Below are 19,792 nucleotides of genomic sequence, written 5' to 3'. Positions count from 1 at the left end.
GGGCTAGCGGTCGCCGCCGCGCGATGGCGCCGGATGCGCCAGATAGGCCAGCCGCCGCACCTCGCGCCGCCCGCGCACCACGGTATCGAGGATCAATCCTGCGAAAAGGTTGAGGAAGGCGAGGATCATCAGCCCGGTCGCGAGAATCGCGGTGGGAAAGCGCGGCACCAGCCCGGTGTCGATATAGGTCGCGACCAGCGGGATCGACAGGACCAGCGCCAGCAGCGAGATGGCAGCGGCGATCAGCCCGAAGAACAGCATCGGCCGTTCGATCCGGTACAAGGTCGCGATCGTCGTCGCGATTCGAAAGCCGTCGCCATAGGTGTTGAGTTTCGATTCGGAGCCTTCGGGCCGCGCGAAATAGGGGGTTTCGACCTCGGCGACGGGCATTTTGAGTTCGAGCGCGTGGACGCTGATCTCGGTCTCGATCTCGAACCCCGCCGACAGCGCGGGGAAGCTTTTGACAAAGCGGCGCGAAAACACGCGATAACCCGACAAGATGTCGCTGAAGCTGCGGCCGAACAGCCGCGCGAGCATGCCGGTCAGCGCCTTGTTCCCGAACTGGTGGCCGCGGCGATACGCTTCGGTCGCCTCGTGCACCCGGCTGCCGACGACCATGTCGAGCTGTTCGTCGAGCAGACGTGCGACCATCGCCGGCGCCGAGGCGGCGTCGTAGGTCGCATCGCCATCGGCCATCACATAGATATCGGCGTCGACATCGGCGAACATCCGCCGCACCACCGCGCCCTTGCCCTGTACCCGTTCGGTGCGGACGATAGCGCCGGCAAAGGCGGCGACCTCGGCGGTGCGGTCGCGACTGTTGTTGTCGTACACATAGACGCGCGCGCCGGGCAGCGCGGCGCGGAACGCCACCACCGTCTGCGCGATCGCGGCTTCCTCGTTATAGCAAGGCAGGATCACCGCGATGCGTGGTTCGGTCACATTGCCCCCAAAGCTTCTCCCGCCGGCGGGAGAAGGATACCGTAGCTCGGACACGAAGCGGCCTAGCACAGGTTGGATGAGGGCGGTGCGAGCTGATTAGCTCGTGCGCTCGCTGGTGCAAGCGCTCCGCCCTCACCCAAAATTACTCGGCGTCGGTCTTCTTCTTGCGCGCCGGTGCCTTCTTCTTGGGCGCCTCGGCAGCCTCGTCCGACGCTTCGGCGGCGGCTTCGACCGGCTCTGCAGCCTTCTTGGTCGCTGCCTTCTTCTTAGGAGCAGCGGCTTCGGCAGGCGCGTCGGGTTCGGCGGGCGCTACGTCCTTGTCGGCCGCCGGCTTGGCAGCGGCCTTCTTGGTCTTCGCCTTTGGCTTGGCCGGCGCCTCGTCATGGTCGTGGTCGCAATCGGGGCCATGGACATGCGGCACCACGCCGTCCTCGCTCTCGATCGCGGCTTCGAGTTCCTCGCGCGATACTTCGCGCTCGGTCACTTCGGCCTTGTCGAACAGGAAGTCGACGACCTTGTCCTCGTACAGCGGCGCGCGCAGCTGGGCAGCCGCCATCGGCTCCTGCTGGATATATTGCATGAAGCGCTCGCGGTCTTCCTGGCGATATTGCTGCGCGGCCTGTGCGACCAGCCGGTTCATCTCGGCCTGCGTCACTTCGATGCCATTGGCCTGGCCGATCTCCGACAGGAGCAGCCCCAGGCGTACCCGGCGCTCGGCGATCTTGCGGTAATCGTCGCGCTCGCTCTCGAGCTCGGCCATCGCCGCCGCGGGATCTTCCTCATGGCCGGCTTCATGCTCGAGCTGCTGCCAGATCTGGTTGAACTCAGCCTCGACCATCGACGGCGGCACGGGGAAATCATGGCCCTCGGCGAGCTGGTCGAGCAGCTTGCGCTTCATATGGGTGCGGGTGAGCTGGCCGGTCTCGTTCTCGAGCTGGCCCTTCATCAGCCCCTGCAGCTGCTCGAGGCTCTCGAGCCCGAGCGACTTGGCGAAATCGTCGTCGATCGCCATTTCACCCGAAACCTGAACCTTCTTGACCGTCAGGTCGAAGGTCGCGGGCTTGCCCGCCAGCGTGTCGACGCCGTAATCCTCGGGGAAGGTCACCTCGATCTGCTTTTCGTCGCCGACCTTCACGCCGACGAGTTGATCCTCGAACCCAGGGATCAAGCGGCCGGTGCCGATCTCGACCGACATGTCCTCGCCGGTGCCGCCGTCAAAGGCGACGCCGTCGACCTTGCCCAGGAAATCCATCACGACCAAGTCGCCGGTGGCGGCTGCATGCCCCTCGGGCGCGTCGTCGAACTTCTTCTGCTGCGATGCCAGCTGGTTGATCTGCTCGGCAACCCGCTCCTCGGGCACCGGCACGATCAGCCGCTCGAGCTTGAGCCCCTCGATCGACGGCGCAGGCACGTCAGGGAGCACTTCGAGCTCGACCTTGACCGCTGCGTCCTTGCCTGGCGCATAATCGTCGAGCGACACTGCAGGCGCCATTGCCGGGCGCAGCTTCTGCTCGGCGATCAGCTGCTGGATGCCTTCCTGGATCGAGTTGTTCAGCGCGTCCTGCGCGATCGACTCGCCGTGCATCTTGCGCACCAGATTGGCGGGCACCTTGCCGGGGCGGAAGCCGGGCATGCGGACCTGCGGCGCGACACGCTTCACCTCGGCATCGACCTTGGAATCGATATCCTTGGCGGTGATGGTGAGCGTGTAGGCGCGCTTGAGGCCCTCGTTCAACGTCTCGACAGTCTGCATGTGCGGGGTCGCGCTTTCGTTTCTCGTGAATCCATATGTGGCTGCATCGCCCCTGCATGGGGCGAGACTGGTGCGGGCGAAGGGACTCGAACCCCCACATCTTGCGATACTTGGACCTAAACCAAGCGCGTCTACCAGTTCCGCCACGCCCGCCTGAGAGGACACCGCCGATCAGCCGGCGTCTATAGCAGCCGTGCGAGACAGGGCAAGACACAAGGCAACCGCTATCGATGCGGTTCGTTGTGCCCCTGAAGGAGAGTGTCGATGCCCGTAGAACCCCCGATGCCCGAACAACCGATGCCCGGCGAACCCGGCCAGCCCACCGCACCGCCGCCCGAGGCACCGCCGCACCCCGGCGAACAGCCGAGCCAGCCCGGCATCCCCGCCAGCCCGCCACCCGAATTCAACCCGCCCGGCCCCGATATCGACGTCCCCTCGCCGCAGCCCGGCGGCGATCCCGGCGTTGCCCCCGGCCAGCCGGTAATGTGATTAAACAAGGAGAAGCCCGATGAGCGATCGCGACCCGCATCCAGACAGCATGCCGCAGGACAATACCGACCGCCGCTCGGATATCGAACGCGCGGTTTCGGGGCGCAACGACGATGTCGAGAATGTCGAGGGCGGCACCGGCGGCACCACGTCGCCGACCGAACCGACGGTCTCGCCCGACAGCGCGGGCGGTTCGGGCGGCGTCGTCCGCAACCAGGACGCCGACGCGCAGTAAGTGCACAAGCGGGGCGCACCGACCGCGCGGGGCGCCCCGTTCGAAGGCCTTAGCCGAGCGCCTTCTTCAGCAGTTCGTTGACCACACCGGGGTTGGCCTTGCCGCCCATCGCCTTCATCGTCTGGCCGACGAAGAAGCCGAACAGCTTGTCCTTGCCGCCGCGATAATCGGCGACCTTGTCTGGGTTGGCGGCGATGACCTTGGCGATCTCGGCCTCGATCGCGCCGGTATCGCTGGTCTGCTTGAGCCCGCGTTCCTCGACGATCACACCCGCGCCCTGCCCGGTTTCGAGCATGATCTCGAACACCTGCTTGCCCAGCGTATTCGAGATCGTGCCGTCGGCGATCAGCGCCAGCAATTCGGCGCCCTGCGCGGGGTTGACCGGGCTGTCGGCGATGTCGCGGCCCAGCCGGTTGAGCGCGCCGAACAGGTCCGAAATCAGCCAGTTCGCCGCCGCCTTTGCCGTCACCTGCGAACCGCATTCGGCCAGCAGCGCCTCGAACCAGCGCGTGGTCTCGACCTCGGCGGTGAGCACCGCGGCGTTGTACGCCGACAGCCCCAGCTCGGTTTCGTAGCGCCGGCGCTTCGGATCGGGCAGCTCGGGCAGGCTCGCGCGGCATTCGGCGAGGAAGCCATCGTCGAGCACCAGCGGCAGCAGATCGGGATCGGGGAAATAGCGATAGTCGTGCGCGTCTTCCTTCGACCGCATCGACCGCGTCTCGCCGCGATCGGGATCGTAGAGCCGCGTTTCCTGAACGATCTTGCCACCGGCTTCGAGTACGTCGACCTGGCGCCGCGCCTCATGCTCGATCACCGCCATCACGAAACGCACCGAATTGACGTTCTTCGTCTCGGTCCGCGTGCCGAACTCCTCGCCGGGCTTGCGCACGCTGACATTGACGTCGGCGCGCATCGAGCCTTCCTCCATATTGCCGTCGCACGAGCCGACATAGCGCAGGATCGAGCGCAGCTTGCGGACATAGGCGCCGGCTTCGGCGGGCGAGCGCATGTCGGGTTTCGACACGATCTCCATCAGCGCGACGCCCGACCGGTTGAGATCGACATAGCTTCGCGTCGGATGCTGATCGTGCATCAGCTTGCCAGCGTCCTGCTCGACATGGATCCGCTCGACGCCGATCGCCTTGACCGGCGATTCGGGGTCCTTCTCGTCGAGCTGGACGGTGATCGTCCCCTCACCTACCAGCGGATGATAGAGCTGGCTGATCTGATAGCCCTGCGGCAGATCGGCGTAGAAATAATTCTTGCGATCGAAGCGCGACCATTTGTTGATCGCCGCATCGATCGCCATGCCGGTGCGCACCGCCTGGCGGATGCATTCGCGGTTCGGCGTCGGCAGCATCCCCGGCATCGCCGCATCGACCAGGCTGACCTGGGTGTTGGGCTCGGACCCGAACGCGGTCGACGCGCCCGAGAAGAGCTTGGCGTTCGAGGTGACCTGCGCATGGACTTCGAGGCCGATGACGACCTCCCAGTCGCCGGTGGCGCCCTGGATGCGATAGCTGCTCATCTTACCACCATGCCTCGGCGCGGGCGGTGAAGCCGGCGCGTTCTTCCAATGCCAGGCCGGCATTCAGCACGCTCTGTTCGTCGAGCGGGCGGCCGATCACCTGCAACCCCAGCGGCAGGCCGCCGGCGTCGAGTCCGCCGGGCACCGACATCGCGGGCAGCCCCGCCAGTGACGACGGCACGGTGAACACGTCGTTCAAGTACATCGCCAGCGGATCGGCCATCTTCTCGCCCAACGCGAACGCCGCCGACGGCGCGGTCGGGGTCAGCAGCAGGTCGCAATGGTCCCACGCCTCGGCGAAATCGCGCGCGATCAACGTTCGGACCTTTTGCGCCTGGGTGTAATAGGCGTGGTAATAGCCCGCCGACAGCACATAGGTGCCGATCATGATCCGACGCTTCACCTCGGGACCAAAGCCCGCCGATCGAGTCGCGGCGTACATGTCCTGCAGGTTCGCGCCCTCGGGCAGTTCGCGCTGGCCATAGCGGACGCCGTCATAGCGCGCGAGGTTCGACGACGCCTCGGCCGGGGCGATGATGTAATAGGCCGGGAGTGCGTAGCGGGTGTGCGGCAGCGATACCTCGACGATCTCTGCCCCGGCGTCGCGCAGCCAGTCGATCCCCTGCTGCCACAACGCTTCGATCTCGGCGGGCATACCCTCGACCCGATATTCCTTGGGAATACCGACGCGCTTGCCCTTGAGATCGCTCGACAATCCGGCTTCCCAATGCGGTACTTCCAGATCGAGCGAGGTAGAATCCTTGGCGTCGAACCCGCTCATCGCCTCGAGCATGATCGCGCAGTCACGCACATCACGTGCCATCGGCCCCGCCTGGTCGAGCGACGAGGCGAAGGCGACGACGCCCCAGCGCGAGCAGCGGCCGTACGTAGGCTTGATGCCCGAGATGCCGACAAACGCCGCGGGCTGGCGGATCGATCCGCCGGTGTCGGTGCCGGTCGCCGCGGGGCACAGCCGCGCCGCGATCGCCGAGGCGCTGCCGCCCGACGATCCGCCAGGGGCCATCGCGGCGTTGCCGCCGTCGTTGCGCCGCCAGGGGCTGATGACGTTGCCGAAATAGCTCGTCTCGTTCGACGACCCCATTGCGAACTGGTCGAGGTTGAGCTTGCCGAGCATCCCTGCCCCGGCTTCCCACAATTTCCCCGACACCGTCGATTCATAGGGCGGCACGAAGCCTTCGAGGATGTGGCTCGCTGCGGTGGTCTGCACGCCCTTGGTGCAGAACAGATCCTTCATGCCGATCGGCACGCCCGCCAGCGGCTTGGCCGCGTCGCCTGCCGCGCGCGCGGCGTCAGCGGCGTCGGCGGCGGCCAGAGCATGATCGGGGGTGTCGACGATGAAGGCGTTGAGCGCCTTCGCGCCGGCAACCGCCGCGTTGAAGCCTTCGGCCACTTCGCGCGCCGAGAAATCGCCTGCGCGAAATCCGTCACGGATACCGGCGACGGTGAGGTCGGTAAGCTTGGTCATTCGATCACCTTGGGCACCGCGAAAAAGCCATGTTCGGCCTGCGGCGCGTTGGCCAGCACCAGGTCGCGCTGGTCGGGCTCGGTCACCACGTCTTCGCGCAAACGAAGCGTGTTGGGGATGACGGCGGTCATCGGCTCGATGCCGGTGACATCGACCTCGCCCAATTGCTCGATCCAGCCAAGGATGTTGTTGAGTTCGGGCGCCATTGCCTGCGCCTCGTCATCGGTGATCGCGATCCTGGCGAGGCTCGCGATGCGTTTCACGGTTGCGGTGTCTACGGACATTCGTCGCGGCTAGCATCGTGCCTTGCCCGCTTCAAGCGTCCACCCCCCAAAGCTGCGGTTGCGCCGCGCGCAAGGCTGTCGCACGGGGTGTGCGCGGGTCCGCTGGTTCGCGGGCAGGAAGGATTTGGATAGTGGCGCGCAAATTTCTGTACGTGGTGGCGGTGCTCATCATCCTCGCGATCGCCGCGGCGTTTGCCTATCGCCTGTACGGGATCGAGCTGCTGCGCCGGACGATGGTGCCGAGCGCACCGTTCGAGGCGCTGCCCGAGCCCGAGCCCAATGCCTATGCCAAGCCCGCCATGTGGATCGCGCGGCCCGATCGCGCGGGCAATCCGGCGCTTTGGGTGCCGCAGGGGCTGACCGTCGGCGCGAATCCGCCCGCCGCCGTGTTCTTCATCCACCCCACCTCGTATCTCGATCGTGGCCACTGGAACGCGCCGCTCGACAATGCCGACGCCAATGGCCGCGCCGAGATTTTCCTGCGCGGCCAGGCGAGCGCGTTCAACGAAGTCGGCGCGGTCTGGGCCCCGCGCTACCGCCAGGCGACCTTCGGCGCGTTCCTGACCAGCGAGGACAGCGCGCGCCAGGCGTTGGCGCTCGCCTATCGCGACGTGCTGGCAGCGTTCGACCAGTTTGTGGGCGAAGTCGGTCCCGATCGACCCATCATCCTTGCCGGGCATAGCCAGGGCGCGCTGCACCTGACGCATCTGCTCAAGGACCGGATCGCGGGCCAGCCGATCGCCGACCGGATCGTCGCCGCCTATGTCGTCGGCTGGCCGGTGTCGAAGCCCGCCGATCTGCCCATGCTCGGCCTGCCCGAATGCGCGACGGCGCAGCAGTCCGGCTGCATCCTCTCGTGGCAGAGCTTTGCCGAGCCCGCCGATCCCTCGCTGATCTTCGACACCTTCGATCAAACCACCGGCTTCAACGGCCTGCCGCGCGCGGGAACGCCATTGGTGTGCACCAACCCGATCACCGGCAATGCCGGCGATTCGGCCGAGGCTCCGGCCAATCTGGGCGCATTGTTCCCGTCGGAAGACCTGACCGAGGCGACGCTCGAGCCCGGGCGCATCCCGGCGCGCTGCGAAGGGCGCGGTATCCTGATGATCGGCAGCCCCCCCGACCTCGGCAATTACGTGCTGCCGGGAAACAACTACCACGTGTTCGACTACAGCCTGTTCTGGGGCAATGTCCGGCAGGATGCGGCGCGGCGGATGGCGGCGTTCGCGCGATGATCACCACCGAGAAGGCGGCGTTCGCCGCGGCACTCCCTGCTGGCGGGCGGCTGATCGGGCTCGACGTCGGTACCAAGACGATCGGCACCGCGTTCTGCGACGCCGGCTGGAGCTTCGCCAGCCCCGCCACGCTGATCCGCCGTACCAAGTTCCAGAAGGACAAGGCCGAAATCGCCGGCGTCATCGGCAAGCAGGTCGTGCGCGGGATCGTCATCGGGCTGCCGCTCAGCCTCGACGGCAGCGATACCCCGCGCACCCAATCGACCCGCGCCTTCGCGCGCAATGTCGAGGATTTGGCATTGCCGATACTGCTGTGGGACGAGCGCTGGTCGACCGTCGCGGTCGAGCGGACCTTGATCGAACAGGACGCAAGCCGTGCGAAACGCGCCGAATTGATCGATAACATGGCCGCCGCCTGGATCCTGCAGGGCGCGATCGACGCGCTCGCGCACGGCTGAACAACGGTCCGAAAGACCCTGTTGGGCAGTTTACTTCGCACTAACTACTCGCCGTTACACCGGCCGCGTGTTCCAACTACCGCGTTTTTCATCCTTTTCGATACTCATCGGCCAAGCCGTGGTCGCGATCGTCGGCATGGGCGTGCTCGCGGGGCTTCCTCCGCAGCGCGGGCGTATCCTGATGGTCCCGCTCGACGGCACCTCGGCGGGCGCGATGGCGGCATTGGCACGAGCGGCGGGCGGATCGCTGGTAGCGACCGGCGGCTGGCCGGGGTCGCTGATCGTCGAATCGCCGCTGACAGCGCTGCGCGGGCAAACGCAGGGGCGCGCGATCCTGTTGCTGCGTGCGCCCGGGGCCGGCTGCGGCAGCGAAACGGTGGAGAAGGCATGAACCAGCTCGACGCATTTCGTCGCCGCGGCTTCGACCTGCTGGTCATCGCCGCCTGGGTCAGCGTAGCGGCGATCGGCGTGATGGGAATGGTCCTTCGCGCGCCTGGATTCGGCATCGTGCTGTCGATCGGGATCGCAGCCACGCTGCCCCCCACGATCGCGCTGCTTCGCAGTCAGCGCGACGCCAATGCACGGCTGATGCTGGGCGTGCTCGCCGCGCTGCTCCCCGCGCTAGGCGTCTATCTATATGCGGGTCGCGCGTGGCAGATCGATATCCACATGTATTTCTTCGTCGCGCTCGCTGCATTGGCGGTGCTGTGCGACTGGCGCCCGCTGGTGCTGGCCTCGGCGCTGATCGCGGTGCATCATCTGAGCTTCGGCTTGCTCGTCACAGACTGGGTGTTCCTGGGCGGCAGCAATGTCTGGCGGACGATCATCCACGTGATCGCGGTGGTCCTGCAGTGCGGCGTGCTCGCGTTTCTCACGATGCGGCTGCAGGCGCTGATGCTGCGGCAGGAACAGGCGCAGGCCGACAGCAACTCTGCGGCTGCCGACGCGATCGCGCGCCGCCACGAGGTCGAAGCCGCGATGGAAGCCGCTGCTGCGGCCGAACGCCGCGAAGGCGAGCAGCGCGAACGCCGCGAAGCCGCCGAGCGCGACGCCGCCGAGGCGCGCCGCGCCGAGATGCTGGCGCTCGCGGGCAGCTTCCACGACACGATCGACGCGATCGTCGGATCGGTTTCCGCTGCGTCGTCCGAGCTCGAGGCGTCGGCCCGCGACCTGCAGGACATTGCGCGCCGCGCGAGCCGCGAGACGACCGAAAGCGCCGATACCGCGGCGATGTCGTCAGCCAGCGCCGAGGCGCTTGCAGCGCGGATCGCCGAACTGTCGCTGTCGATCAACGCGATCGGAGCCAGCGTCGATCGCCAGGCGCGGTTGAGCCATGACGCGCGCGACGTATCGACGTCGGGGCACGACGCGGTCCGCCACCTCACCGAGCGCACCGAAGCGATCGGACGCTTCGCCGATTCGGTCCACGCGATCGCTGCACGCACCAATTTGCTAGCGCTCAACGCGACGATCGAGGCGGCGCGTGCGGGCGACGTCGGACGCGGCTTCGCGGTGGTCGCGCAGGAGGTGAAGCTGTTGGCGGGCCAAACCACCGGCGCGACGGGCGAAATCCGCACGCTCGCGACGTCGGTCCATGGCGAGGCCGAGATCGCGCACGATGCGCTAGCCGGAATCACCGGCGCGATCGGCGATCTCGCCACAGCTGCGGCGGCGATCCGCACCGCGATCGACGCGCAGCGCGCCACCGCTGCCGCGCTCAAGACCACGGCGATCGATACCGCGGCGGGAGCAACGCAGATGGCCGACCAGATCGCCAATGTGGTGATGGTGGCGCACGACACCGAAACGCTGTCCGGTCGCGTGCTGGGCGCCGCGTCGGCGCTTGCCGAAACCTCGCGGAAATTGCGCGCCGCTGCTGGCACCTTCGTCTCGAAGCTGGAAGCCGCATAAGCTTGCGTGCGCAGCGGGGGCGTTCTAACCGCCGGCCTTGATGTCAGCTTCGGACCACTCCCCCGCCGCCGTCCTGCCCGGACGCGTCGCGTTCCCGCACCGGCACCTCACGGGTATCGGCGGGCTGCAGCCGCACGAGATCACCTTCCTGCTCGACGAATCGGAGCAATGGATCGAGGCGAACCGCGCGCGCGCCAAGAACGACCGCCGGCTCGACGGGGTCACGCAGATCAACGCGTTCTTCGAAAATTCGACGCGCACGCTGTTGTCGTTCGAGATCGCGGGAAAACGACTCGGCGCCGACGTCGTCAACATGGGCGTCGGCCAGTCGAGCGTGAAGAAGGGCGAGACGCTGATCGACACCGCGGTCACGCTCAACGCGATGCGCGCCGACGTGATCGTCATCCGCCACGGCAGCTCGGGCGCGGTGCAGCTGATCGCCGACAAGGTCGATTGCCCGGTGCTCAACGCCGGCGACGGCAGCCATGAGCACCCGACGCAGGCGCTGCTCGATGCGCTGACGATCCGGCGGCGGCGCGGCAGCATCGCCGGGCAGCGCGTGGTGATCTGCGGCGATGTGCTGCACAGCCGGGTCGCGCGATCGAATATGCTGGCGCTTGCCTCGCTCGCCGCCGAAGTGCGCGTCGTCGGCCCGTCGACGTTGATGCCCGCCGCGGTCGAGCAGATGGCGGTTACGCGCTTCACCGATTTCGACGCCGCGCTCGATGGTGCCGACGTCGTGATGATGCTGCGGCTGCAGAACGAGCGGATGTCGGGGGCGTTTATCCCGTCGACGCGCGAATATCACCGCCGCTATGGCCTGACCCCCGAGCGGCTGGCGCTTGCGAAGCCCGACGCGCTGGTGATGCATCCGGGGCCGATGAACCGCGGGGTCGAGATTACCTCGTCGGTCGCCGATATGCCGGGGCGATCGGCGATCACCGAACAGGTCGAAATGGGGGTCGCGGTGCGGATGGCGTGTCTCGACGTGCTGACGCGGCGCGCACGCGGCGTGGAGGGTTGGGCATGACCACCGCTTTCGTGAACGCGACCTTGGTCTGCCCCGACGGCGGCAAACGGCAAGGCAACCTGCTGGTCGAGGGCGATTGCATTATGCGCGTCGGCGATTTCGACGCGCCGGTAGGTGCCGCGATCGTCGATTGCCGCGGGCGGATGCTGGCGCCCGCGATCGTCGATCTGGGGGTTTTCGCGATCGACAAGCCTGCGTGCCTTGCCGGCGGGATCGTCCGTGTCGGGCTGATGCCCGATCAGTCGCCGATCCTCGACGATCCGGGCATCGTCCAGCGCGCCGCCGACATGGGCAAGCCTGAGCTATGGGTCCATCCGATCGCCGCCGCGACTCGCGCGCTGGCGGGCATCGACCTCGCCGAAATGGCGATCAACCAGGAAGCCGGCGCGCGCGCGGTGGCGACCGGGCGCGGCTGGATCGCCGATAGCGGGGTGATGCGCCGGGTGCTCGCTTATGCCGCCGATATCGGGCTGACGGTTGTCGCCCACCCAGAAGATGCCGGGCTCGCTGCAGGCGCGGTCGCGACCGAGGGCGAGACCGCCACGCGGCTGGGGCTGCGCGCCGCTCCCGCGATCGCCGAATCGCTGGCAATCGCCCGCGACCTGATGCTGGCGGGGGAAACCGGCGCAGCACTCCATTTCCGTCAGGTGACGACGGCCAAGGGCTTCGACCTGATCCGCGCGGCACGTGCGCGCGGGGTTCGGGTGACCTGCGGGATTTCGCCGGGGCATCTGCTGCTTTCGGACATCGCCATGAACGATTTCCGCACCTTCGCGCATCTCTCGCCACCGCTGCGCAGCGAAGACGACCGGCGCGCGGCGCTCGCGGCGCTCGCCGACGGGACGATCGACGTGCTGACTTCGTCGCACGATCCGCGCGGCCCCGAGGAAAAGCGCCTGCCCTTCGCCGATTCGGCGCCGGGCATGTCGGGCGCCGAGACGCTGCTGCCGCTGGGGCTTGGAATGGTGCACGACGGCACGATCACGATCGAGCGGCTGTTCGCGTTGCTCGCCCGAAACCCCGCGCGGATACTGGGGCTCGACACGGGGACGCTGGCGGCGGGGCAGCCCGCCGACCTGATCCTGGTCGATCCGAACATCGGCGCGCAGATCGTCGCCGACCGGATGGTTGGGCGGGCGGGCAACACCCCGTTCGACGGCCTGCCGGTGCAGGGCCGCGTCAAGATGGTTATGAAGGGCGGGTCGATCCTCGCCTGATTGCCGCCGAACCGAACCCGAAAGCCGCCCGCCGGCGCTTGCCCACCGATATGTTGTCTGACTATATCCGCGCAGCGGACGCATAGACCGACGCCCGCGCGGGAGAGACGAAGGATGGCGAACATGAAGGCAGCGACGCTGATGATTGGTGCAATGCTGGCCATGACGTCCCCCGGCGGGGCGATCGCCGCCACCGCTACGCGTGAAGCGGCGGGAACGCTCAAGGACGGATCGGTGGTCGAGGCGATCACGCTCAGCAACGCCAATGGCGTCAGCGCGCGCGTACTGACCTATGGCGCCACGCTGCAATCACTGATGGTACCGGGTCGCGACGGCAAGGTCGCCGATGTGGTGCTCGGTTATGACGACGTCGCCTCCTATGTCGATCGTCCCAATTATTTCGGCGTCACCGTCGGCCGCTTCGCCAACCGGATCGCAGGGGGCAAGTTCACGCTCGACGGCAAGAGCCATCAGCTGCCGCTCAACGACAAGGTCAATTCGCTGCACGGCGGCGGCAACGGTTTCGACAAGATCCTGTGGAAGGTCGTGTCCGTCAGCAGCGGGCCGACCGCCAAGCTGGTGCTGTCGCACCGCAGCCCCGACGGCGATTCCGGCTATCCGGGCAAGCTCGACGTCACCGTCACCTATACGCTCGACGAGACCGGCAATCTGGGGATCGCGTTTGATGCGAAGACCGACAAGCCGACTATCGTCAACATGACCAACCACGCCTTGTTCAACATGGCGGGCGACGGATCGCCGATGGGCGCGACCGACCAGCTGCTGACGATTCCCGCGCGCGCCTATACCCCGGTCAACGCCGCGCTGATCCCGACCGGCGAGCTGCGACCGGTCGAGAATACGCCGTTCGACTTTCGCCGCCCGCGAATGATCGCCGAGCGTATTCGCGACGGCAGGGATGAGCAGATCCGCGTCGCGCAGGGCTACGACCATAATTACGCGCTCGACAAGGGCCTGACCGATACCCCCGAAATCGCGGCGCGGCTCGAGGACCCGGCCTCGGGCCGCGTGCTCGAAGTGCTGTCGACCGAGCCCGGCGTCCAATTCTACAGCGGCAACTTCCTCGATGCCACATACGTTGGGAAAGACGGACATCTTTACCGTATGGGCGACGGCATCGCGCTTGAGCCCCAGAAATTCCCCGATGCCCCCAACCAGCCGAGCTTCGTCTCGGCGCGCGTCGATCCCGGCAAGCCCTATCGGCATGTCATGATCTACCGCGTGTCGACGAAGCGCTGACCCACCTGCCTGTTTCGCGAAAGACCCTGCATGACTGACACGCCCCAGCTCCAGCCAAAGCTCCGCTCGCGCGCCTGGTTCGACAATCCCGAGAACGTCGACATGACCGCGCTGTATCTCGAGCGCTATCTCAACTTCGGCTTGAGCCTAGAGGAATTGCGCTCGGGCAAGCCGATCATTGGCATCGCGCAAACGGGCAGCGATCTGTCCCCGTGCAACCGCCATCACCTCGTGCTGGCCGAACGGCTGCGCGACGGCATCCGGGAAATGGGCGGCATCCCGCTCGAATTCCCCGTCCATCCGATCCAGGAAACCGGCAAGCGCCCGACTGCAGCACTGGATCGCAACCTTGCCTATCTGGCGCTGGTCGAAGTGCTGTACGGCTATCCGCTCGACGGCGTGGTGCTAACGATCGGTTGCGACAAGACGACGCCGGCCTGCCTGATGGCCGCCGCTACCGTGAACATTCCGGCGATCGCGCTGTCGGTCGGGCCGATGCTCAACGGCTGGCACAAGGGCGAGCGCACCGGATCGGGCACTATCGTGTGGAAGGCGCGCGAATTGCTCGCGACCGGCGCGATCGATGACGAGGGCTTCATCAAGCTCGTCGCCTCCTCCGCTCCCTCGACCGGCTATTGCAACACGATGGGCACCGCGACGACGATGAACTCGCTGGCCGAAGCGCTGGGCATGCAGCTGCCCGGCTCGGCAGCGATCCCGGCGCCGTATCGCGACCGCCAGGAAGTCGCCTATTTCACCGGTCGCCGCATCGTCGAAATGGTCGCCGAGGATCTCAAGCCGTCGGACATCATGACGCGCGACGCGTTCCTCAACGCGATCGTCGTCAATTCGGCGATCGGCGGATCAACCAACGCGCCGATCCATCTCGCCGCGATCGCGCGCCACATCGGCGCCGATCTGGCACTCGACGATTGGCAGACGCACGGCCACAAGGTGCCGCTGATGGTCAACCTGCAGCCCGCCGGCGAATATCTGGGGGAAGATTTCTATCATGCCGGCGGCGTCCCCGCGGTGGTGGCCGAGTTGATGAAGCAGGGTCTGATCCACGAGGATGTGATCACCGCCAACGGCAAGACGATCGGCGACAATTGCCGCAATGCGACGATCGAGGACGACAAGGTCATCCGCCCGTTCGCGACGCCGCTGAAGGAAGAAGCCGGGTTCATCGTGCTGCGCGGCAATTTGTTCGAATCAGCGATCATGAAGACCAGCGTGATCAGCCCCGAATTCCGCAACCGTTATCTCTCAAACCCCGACGATCCCGAGGCGTTCGAAGGCCCTGCGGTGGTGTTCGATGGTCCAGAGGATTATCACGCGCGGATCGACGATCCCGCGCTCGGCATCACCGACAGCCATTTGCTGTTCATGCGTGGTGCCGGGCCGATCGGCTATCCGGGGGCGGCCGAAGTCGTGAACATGCGCGCGCCGGCCTATCTGATCCGCGAAGGCGTGCACGCCCTCCCCTGCATCGGCGATGGTCGCCAGTCGGGAACGTCGGGCAGCCCTTCGATCCTCAACGCCTCGCCCGAAGCGGCGGCGATGGGCGGGCTGGCACTGATCCGCACCGGCGACCGCGTGCGGATCGATCTGGGCAAGGGCTCGGCCGACGTGCTGGTCGACGACGCCGAACTAGCGGAGCGCCGCCGCGCGCTTACCGAGGCTGGCGGCTATGCCTATCCCGCCTCGCAGACGCCGTGGCAGGAAATCCAGCGCGCCACCGTCGGCCAGTTGCAGACCGGGGCAATCCTGGAAGGTGCCGAAAAATATCAGCGCATCGCCCAGACAATGGGCCTGCCGCGCGACAATCACTGAGCTTTGGGCACGAGTCGAGGCCGATGCGTCGGCATCCGCGCGGGAAAAGGGAAGCCCGACCGGGACGCCGCAGCGCGCGTCCCGGCGATGGACGCCCTTCCCCCCGCTGCGGGGGCACGCTAGGCTTGTACCAGCCGGGCGTCCGTCTATGATAGCGCTAACGTAATTTTTGACGAACCATCGATCTCGCAGAAGATCGTGACGATAGGAAAGGATCGAAGGCATGAAAATCGGGCTCCAGGCCAGCGCAATGCTGCTTCCCCTCATTTTGCTCGGCGGCTGCAACGCGTCGCAGACCGCGACCTCGAACGAGGCGGTCGCCAACGAAGCGGGCGGCAACACGGCAGCGGGTGGCGAGGCACGCAGCCCCGAGGGCAAGCGCTATCTCAACCAGCCTTTGGTGAGCGAGATCTTCACCGCCGATCCGTCGGCGCATGTCTTCAACGGCAAGCTCTACGTCTATCCGAGCCACGACATCGACGCGGGCATCCCGAATGACGATCTGGGCACCCAATATGCGATGAAAGATTATCGCGTGCTGAGCATGGACCGCCCGGGCGGCGAAGTGACGATCCACCCGGTCGCGATCGACGTATCGCAGATTCCCTGGGCCTCGAAGCAGACCTGGGCACCCGACGCGGCGTACAAGAACGGCACTTACTATCTGTACATGCCGGCGCGCGACAAGGACGACGTCTTCCGCATCGGCGTCGCCACCTCGAAGTCGCCGACCGGCCCGTTTGTCGCCGAGCCGATGCCGATCCCCGGCGCCTATTCGATCGATCCGGCGGTATTCACCGACGACGACAACGAGAGCTACATGTTCTTCGGGGGCATCTGGGGTGGCCAGCTCCAGCGCTGGGCGAACGGCAGCTACAATGCGCAGGGCGGCGACACCGACCTGAAGCAGGACGACAAGCCTGCGCTCGCGCCCAAGATCGCGCGGATGTCGGCCGACATGAAGACCTTCGCCGAGAAGCCGCGCGACGTGCAGATCGTCGATGCCGAAGGCAAGCCGATCCTTGGCGGCGATCACGAGCGGCGCTTCTTCGAGGCGGCGTGGATGTTCAAGCGCGAGGGCAAATATTACTTCACGTACTCGACCGGCGACACGCATTATCTGGCCTATGCGGTGGGTGACAATCCCTATGGCCCGTTCACCTACACCGGGCGGATCATGGAGCCGGTGCAAGGCTGGACCACGCATCATTCGATCGTGAAGTTCGAGGATAAATGGTGGTTGTTCTACCACGACACCCAGCTGTCGAATAAGAACTACCTGCGGTCGGTGAAGATGACCGAGATGACCTTCAACCCCGACGGCACGATCGTCCCGATCAATCCGTTCAAGGACTGATCGCGCATGTTCCTCGGCATCGATATCGGCACCTCGGGCGTAAAGGCCGTGGTGCTCGACGAGACCGGCGCAGTGGTCGGTCAGGGCGTCGCCGCCTTGACCGTCCAGCGCCCGCATCCGCTCTGGTCAGAGCAGGACCCCGCAGCTTGGTGGCGCGCGACCAATGCCGCGGTACAGGCGATCGAGCCGAGCATTCGCCGGTCGGTGCGCGGCGTAGGGCTTGCCGGACAGATGCACGGCGCCACGCTGCTCGATGCCGATGACGTGCCGCTGCGCCCGGCGATCCTGTGGAACGACGGCCGCAGCCACGCCGAATGCGAGGCAATGGAACGCGCAGTCCCCGATCTGCGCAGGATCGCGGGCAATATCGCGATGCCCGGCTTCACCGCGCCCAAATTGCTGTGGGTGCGCGAGCATGAGCCCGAGACCTTCGCCAAGATCGCAACGGTGCTGCTGCCCAAGGACTATGTCCGCTTGCTGATGACGAGCGAGAAGGCGTCGGACCTGTCGGACAGCGCGGGCACCTTGTGGCTCGACGTCGCCAAGCGCGACTGGAGCGATACGCTGCTCAGCGCATGCGGGCTGACCCGCGCGCAGATGCCTCGCCTGTTCGAGGGCACGCAGATTACCGGCACGCTGACCGCTGAGGTCGCCGAAGCCTGGGGCATGCCGCAGGTGCCGGTGGCGGCCGGAGGCAGCGACAATGCTGCGGGCGCCGTGGGCGTCGGCGTCGTTTCCGACGGCGATGCGCTGTTGTCGCTCGGCACCTCGGGCGTGATCTTCGTCGCCACCCAGGAATTCCGACCCAACCCCGATCGCGCGGTGCATGCATTCTGCCATGCGATGCCGGGGATGTGGCACCAGATGTCGGTGCATCTGTCGGCGGCATCGTGCATCGACTGGGTCGCGCGGATCACCGGCGCGGCGGGCGCGGCCGATTTGTTCGCGCGCGCCGAAGCCGCCGGCCCCGCCAGCGGCCCCGAACTGTTCCTCCCCTATCTGTCGGGCGAGCGCACGCCGCACAACGACGCCGAGGTTCGCGGCGCGTTCCTTCGGCTGGATAACGACAGCGACGCCGGACGGCTCTCGCAGGCGGTGCTCGAAGGCGTGGCGTTCGCGCTGGCCGACGGGCTCGAGGTGCTGCGCGAGGCGGGTACCGTGGTCGAGCGGCTGTCGGTGATCGGCGGCGGCGCGCGGTCGCGCTATTGGGGCCAGGTCATCGCCGCGGCGATGGGGGTCGAGCTCGTCTACCTCCAGGGCGGCGAAGTAGGCCCAGCGCTCGGCGCGGCGCGGCTCGCGCAACTCGCGGTCGATGGCGGCGATCCCGCCAAGGTGTGCGTCGCGCCGCCGGTGGCGCATCGCATCGCCCCCGATCCCCAGCTCGTCGCCGCGTTGGCGGAGAAAAAAGCGGCTTTCCAACTGGCCTATCCCCGGATCACCACCAAATCCACGACAAGGAACGCATGATGTCCGACTTCTTCGCCGACATTCCAACGATCAAGTACGAAGGTACCGAATCGACCAATGAACTAGCCTATCGCTATTACGACAAGGACAAGGTCGTGCTGGGCAAGCGGATGGAGGACCATCTGCGCTTCTCCGCCTGCTTCTGGCACACCTTCTGCTGGCCGGGTTCGGACGTGTTCGGCGGCGGGACGTTCAACCGCCCCTGGCATCGCGGCGCGAACGACAGCGCGGCAGCTGCCGAAAAGCGCGAAGTGGCGTTCGACTTCTTCCAGAAGCTCGACGTGCCCTATTATTGCTTCCACGACATCGACGTGATGGCCGATGCGGCGAACGTCAACGAACATCGCCGCTATTTCGCCGAGGCGGTCGATCATCTCGAAAAGCTGCAGGAATCGTCGGGCCGCAAGTTGCTGTGGGGCACCGCCAACCTGTTCAGCCACCCGCGCTTCGCAGCCGGTGCTGCGACCAACCCCAACCCCGAAGTCTATGCCTTCGGCGCGCTGCAGGTGCGCGACGCGCTCGAGGCGACGCATCGCCTGGGCGGCCAGAACTATGTGCTGTGGGGCGGTCGCGAAGGCTATGAGACGCTGCTCAACACCGACCTGAAGCGCGAGCTCGACAATTTCGGGCGGTTCCTGAGCCTGGTGGTCGAGCACAAGCACAAGATCGGCTTCAAGGGCACGATCCTGATCGAACCGAAGCCGCACGAGCCGACCAAGCACCAGTATGACTTCGACACCGCGACGGTGTACGGCTTCCTGAAGCGCTACGGCCTCGAGAACGAAGTGAAGGTCAATATCGAGGCGAACCACGCCACGCTGTCGGGCCACACGTTCGAGCACGAGATCGCGACCGCTGCGGCGCTCGGCATCTTCGGTTCGATCGACGCCAATCGCGGCGATCCGCAGAATGGCTGGGATACCGACCAGTTCCCCAATTCGGTCGAGGAGCTGACGCTCGCGATGATCGAGATCATCCGTGCGGGCGGCTTCACCGATGGCGGCTTCAACTTCGACGCCAAGGTTCGTCGCCAGAGCATCGATCCTGCCGATCTGTTCTATGGCCATGTCGGCGGCATCGACGTCGTTGCCAAGAGCCTGCTGGCAGCAGCGGCAATCATTGAGGACGGCCGCGTCGATGCGATCAAGGCCGAGCGTTATGCCGGCTGGGATGCCGATATCGGCAGCACGATCGGCGGGCTCGACCTCGCCGGCATCGCCGATCTGGCAGTCGAGCGCGACCTGAACCCACACCAGGTGTCGGGCCAGCAGGAGCGGATCGAGAATTTGATCAACCGCTTCCTGTGA

The 19,792-nt window shown here is 66.4% G+C and carries 18 protein-coding genes and 1 tRNA gene; 13 read left to right on the top strand and 6 right to left on the bottom strand.

The genetic code is table 11. From position 1 onward, the window contains the following. Nucleotides 1-3: 3 nt before the first annotated feature. From NMP03_RS02955 to NMP03_RS02945, 3 genes are all read right to left on the bottom strand, one after another. Nucleotides 4-942 carry a glycosyltransferase family 2 protein gene (locus NMP03_RS02955; protein WP_256507053.1) on the bottom strand — a complete coding sequence of 313 codons (939 nt, stop codon included), beginning with the start codon at nucleotides 940-942 and terminating at the stop codon, nucleotides 4-6. Between the two features lie 142 nt (nucleotides 943-1,084). After that, entirely contained in the window at nucleotides 1,085-2,695 is a 1,611-nt protein-coding gene (tig, locus tag NMP03_RS02950) for a trigger factor (RefSeq protein ID WP_256507052.1), read from the bottom strand. A gap of 68 nt (nucleotides 2,696-2,763) precedes the next feature. Then, a tRNA-Leu gene (locus tag NMP03_RS02945) sits at nucleotides 2,764-2,848 on the bottom strand. A 111-nt stretch (nucleotides 2,849-2,959) separates the two neighbouring features. Between NMP03_RS02945 and NMP03_RS02940 the strand changes: the two genes are divergently transcribed. Both NMP03_RS02940 and NMP03_RS02935 read left to right on the top strand, forming a co-directional pair. Then, a complete protein-coding gene (locus tag NMP03_RS02940) occupies nucleotides 2,960-3,184 on the top strand; it encodes a hypothetical protein (RefSeq protein WP_256507051.1) in 225 nt (74 codons plus the stop codon). A 19-nt stretch (nucleotides 3,185-3,203) separates the two neighbouring features. After that, nucleotides 3,204-3,419, top strand: a complete 216-nt coding sequence (locus NMP03_RS02935) for a hypothetical protein (protein WP_256507050.1) — start codon at nucleotides 3,204-3,206, stop codon at nucleotides 3,417-3,419. Nucleotides 3,420-3,468: 49 nt separating this feature from the next. On the opposite strand, the gene gatB is transcribed toward NMP03_RS02935, so the two are convergent. The 3 genes from gatB to gatC are packed head-to-tail and all read right to left on the bottom strand — an operon-like array spanning nucleotide 3,469 to nucleotide 6,717. Further along, nucleotides 3,469-4,947, bottom strand: coding sequence for an Asp-tRNA(Asn)/Glu-tRNA(Gln) amidotransferase subunit GatB (gene gatB / locus NMP03_RS02930; RefSeq protein WP_256507049.1), 1,479 nt, complete (start codon nucleotides 4,945-4,947; stop codon nucleotides 3,469-3,471). 1 nt (nucleotide 4,948) lies between these two features. After that, nucleotides 4,949-6,433 (bottom strand): Asp-tRNA(Asn)/Glu-tRNA(Gln) amidotransferase subunit GatA, encoded by a 1,485-nt coding sequence (gene gatA / locus NMP03_RS02925; protein ID WP_256507048.1) that lies wholly within the window; start codon nucleotides 6,431-6,433, stop codon nucleotides 4,949-4,951. Next, entirely contained in the window at nucleotides 6,430-6,717 is a 288-nt protein-coding gene (gene gatC, locus NMP03_RS02920) for an Asp-tRNA(Asn)/Glu-tRNA(Gln) amidotransferase subunit GatC (RefSeq protein ID WP_256507047.1), read from the bottom strand. The genes gatA and gatC overlap by 4 nt, the downstream gene beginning before the upstream one ends. A gap of 131 nt (nucleotides 6,718-6,848) precedes the next feature. On the opposite strand from gatC, the gene NMP03_RS02915 reads away from it, so the two are divergent. The 11 genes from NMP03_RS02915 (at nucleotide 6,849) to xylA (ending at nucleotide 19,792) form a co-directional block, all read left to right on the top strand. Further along, complete coding sequence (locus NMP03_RS02915) at nucleotides 6,849-7,952, top strand: DUF3089 domain-containing protein (RefSeq protein WP_256507046.1); 1,104 nt, start codon at nucleotides 6,849-6,851, stop codon at nucleotides 7,950-7,952. After that, on the top strand, nucleotides 7,949-8,410 hold the full coding sequence (gene ruvX, locus NMP03_RS02910) for a Holliday junction resolvase RuvX (protein WP_256507045.1): 462 nt from the start codon (nucleotides 7,949-7,951) through the stop codon (nucleotides 8,408-8,410). Before NMP03_RS02915 ends, ruvX begins: the two co-directional genes overlap by 4 nt. A 118-nt stretch (nucleotides 8,411-8,528) precedes the next feature. Continuing rightward, on the top strand, nucleotides 8,529-8,801 hold the full coding sequence (locus NMP03_RS02905) for a hypothetical protein (protein ID WP_256507044.1): 273 nt from the start codon (nucleotides 8,529-8,531) through the stop codon (nucleotides 8,799-8,801). Further along, entirely contained in the window at nucleotides 8,798-10,321 is a 1,524-nt protein-coding gene (locus NMP03_RS02900; RefSeq protein ID WP_256507043.1) for a methyl-accepting chemotaxis protein, read from the top strand. Before NMP03_RS02905 ends, NMP03_RS02900 begins: the two co-directional genes overlap by 4 nt. 40 nt (nucleotides 10,322-10,361) lie before the next feature. Then, complete coding sequence (locus NMP03_RS02895) at nucleotides 10,362-11,351, top strand: aspartate carbamoyltransferase catalytic subunit (RefSeq protein WP_256507042.1); 990 nt, start codon at nucleotides 10,362-10,364, stop codon at nucleotides 11,349-11,351. Continuing rightward, nucleotides 11,348-12,568, top strand: coding sequence for a dihydroorotase (locus NMP03_RS02890; protein ID WP_256507041.1), 1,221 nt, complete (start codon nucleotides 11,348-11,350; stop codon nucleotides 12,566-12,568). Before NMP03_RS02895 ends, NMP03_RS02890 begins: the two co-directional genes overlap by 4 nt. A gap of 114 nt (nucleotides 12,569-12,682) precedes the next feature. Continuing rightward, nucleotides 12,683-13,828: an aldose epimerase family protein gene (locus NMP03_RS02885; RefSeq protein WP_455153312.1), complete on the top strand. Its 1,146-nt coding sequence runs from the start codon at nucleotides 12,683-12,685 to the stop codon at nucleotides 13,826-13,828. Nucleotides 13,829-13,858: 30 nt separating this feature from the next. Then, a complete protein-coding gene (locus NMP03_RS02880) occupies nucleotides 13,859-15,661 on the top strand; it encodes an IlvD/Edd family dehydratase (RefSeq protein ID WP_256507039.1) in 1,803 nt (600 codons plus the stop codon). Nucleotides 15,662-15,884: 223 nt separating this feature from the next. Beyond that, entirely contained in the window at nucleotides 15,885-17,018 is a 1,134-nt protein-coding gene (locus tag NMP03_RS02875) for a glycoside hydrolase family 43 protein (RefSeq protein ID WP_256507038.1), read from the top strand. A gap of 6 nt (nucleotides 17,019-17,024) precedes the next feature. Beyond that, entirely contained in the window at nucleotides 17,025-18,485 is a 1,461-nt protein-coding gene (xylB, locus tag NMP03_RS02870) for a xylulokinase (protein WP_256507037.1), read from the top strand. Beyond that, nucleotides 18,482-19,792: a xylose isomerase gene (gene xylA, locus NMP03_RS02865; protein ID WP_256507036.1), complete on the top strand. Its 1,311-nt coding sequence runs from the start codon at nucleotides 18,482-18,484 to the stop codon at nucleotides 19,790-19,792. The genes xylB and xylA overlap by 4 nt, the downstream gene beginning before the upstream one ends.

It is taken from the genome of Sphingomonas qomolangmaensis, assembly GCF_024496245.1.
Classification (GTDB): Bacteria; Pseudomonadota; Alphaproteobacteria; order Sphingomonadales; family Sphingomonadaceae; genus Sphingomonas; species Sphingomonas qomolangmaensis.
Note: the sequence above shows the minus strand (reverse complement) of the source record. Positions and strands in the feature narration are given on the sequence as shown.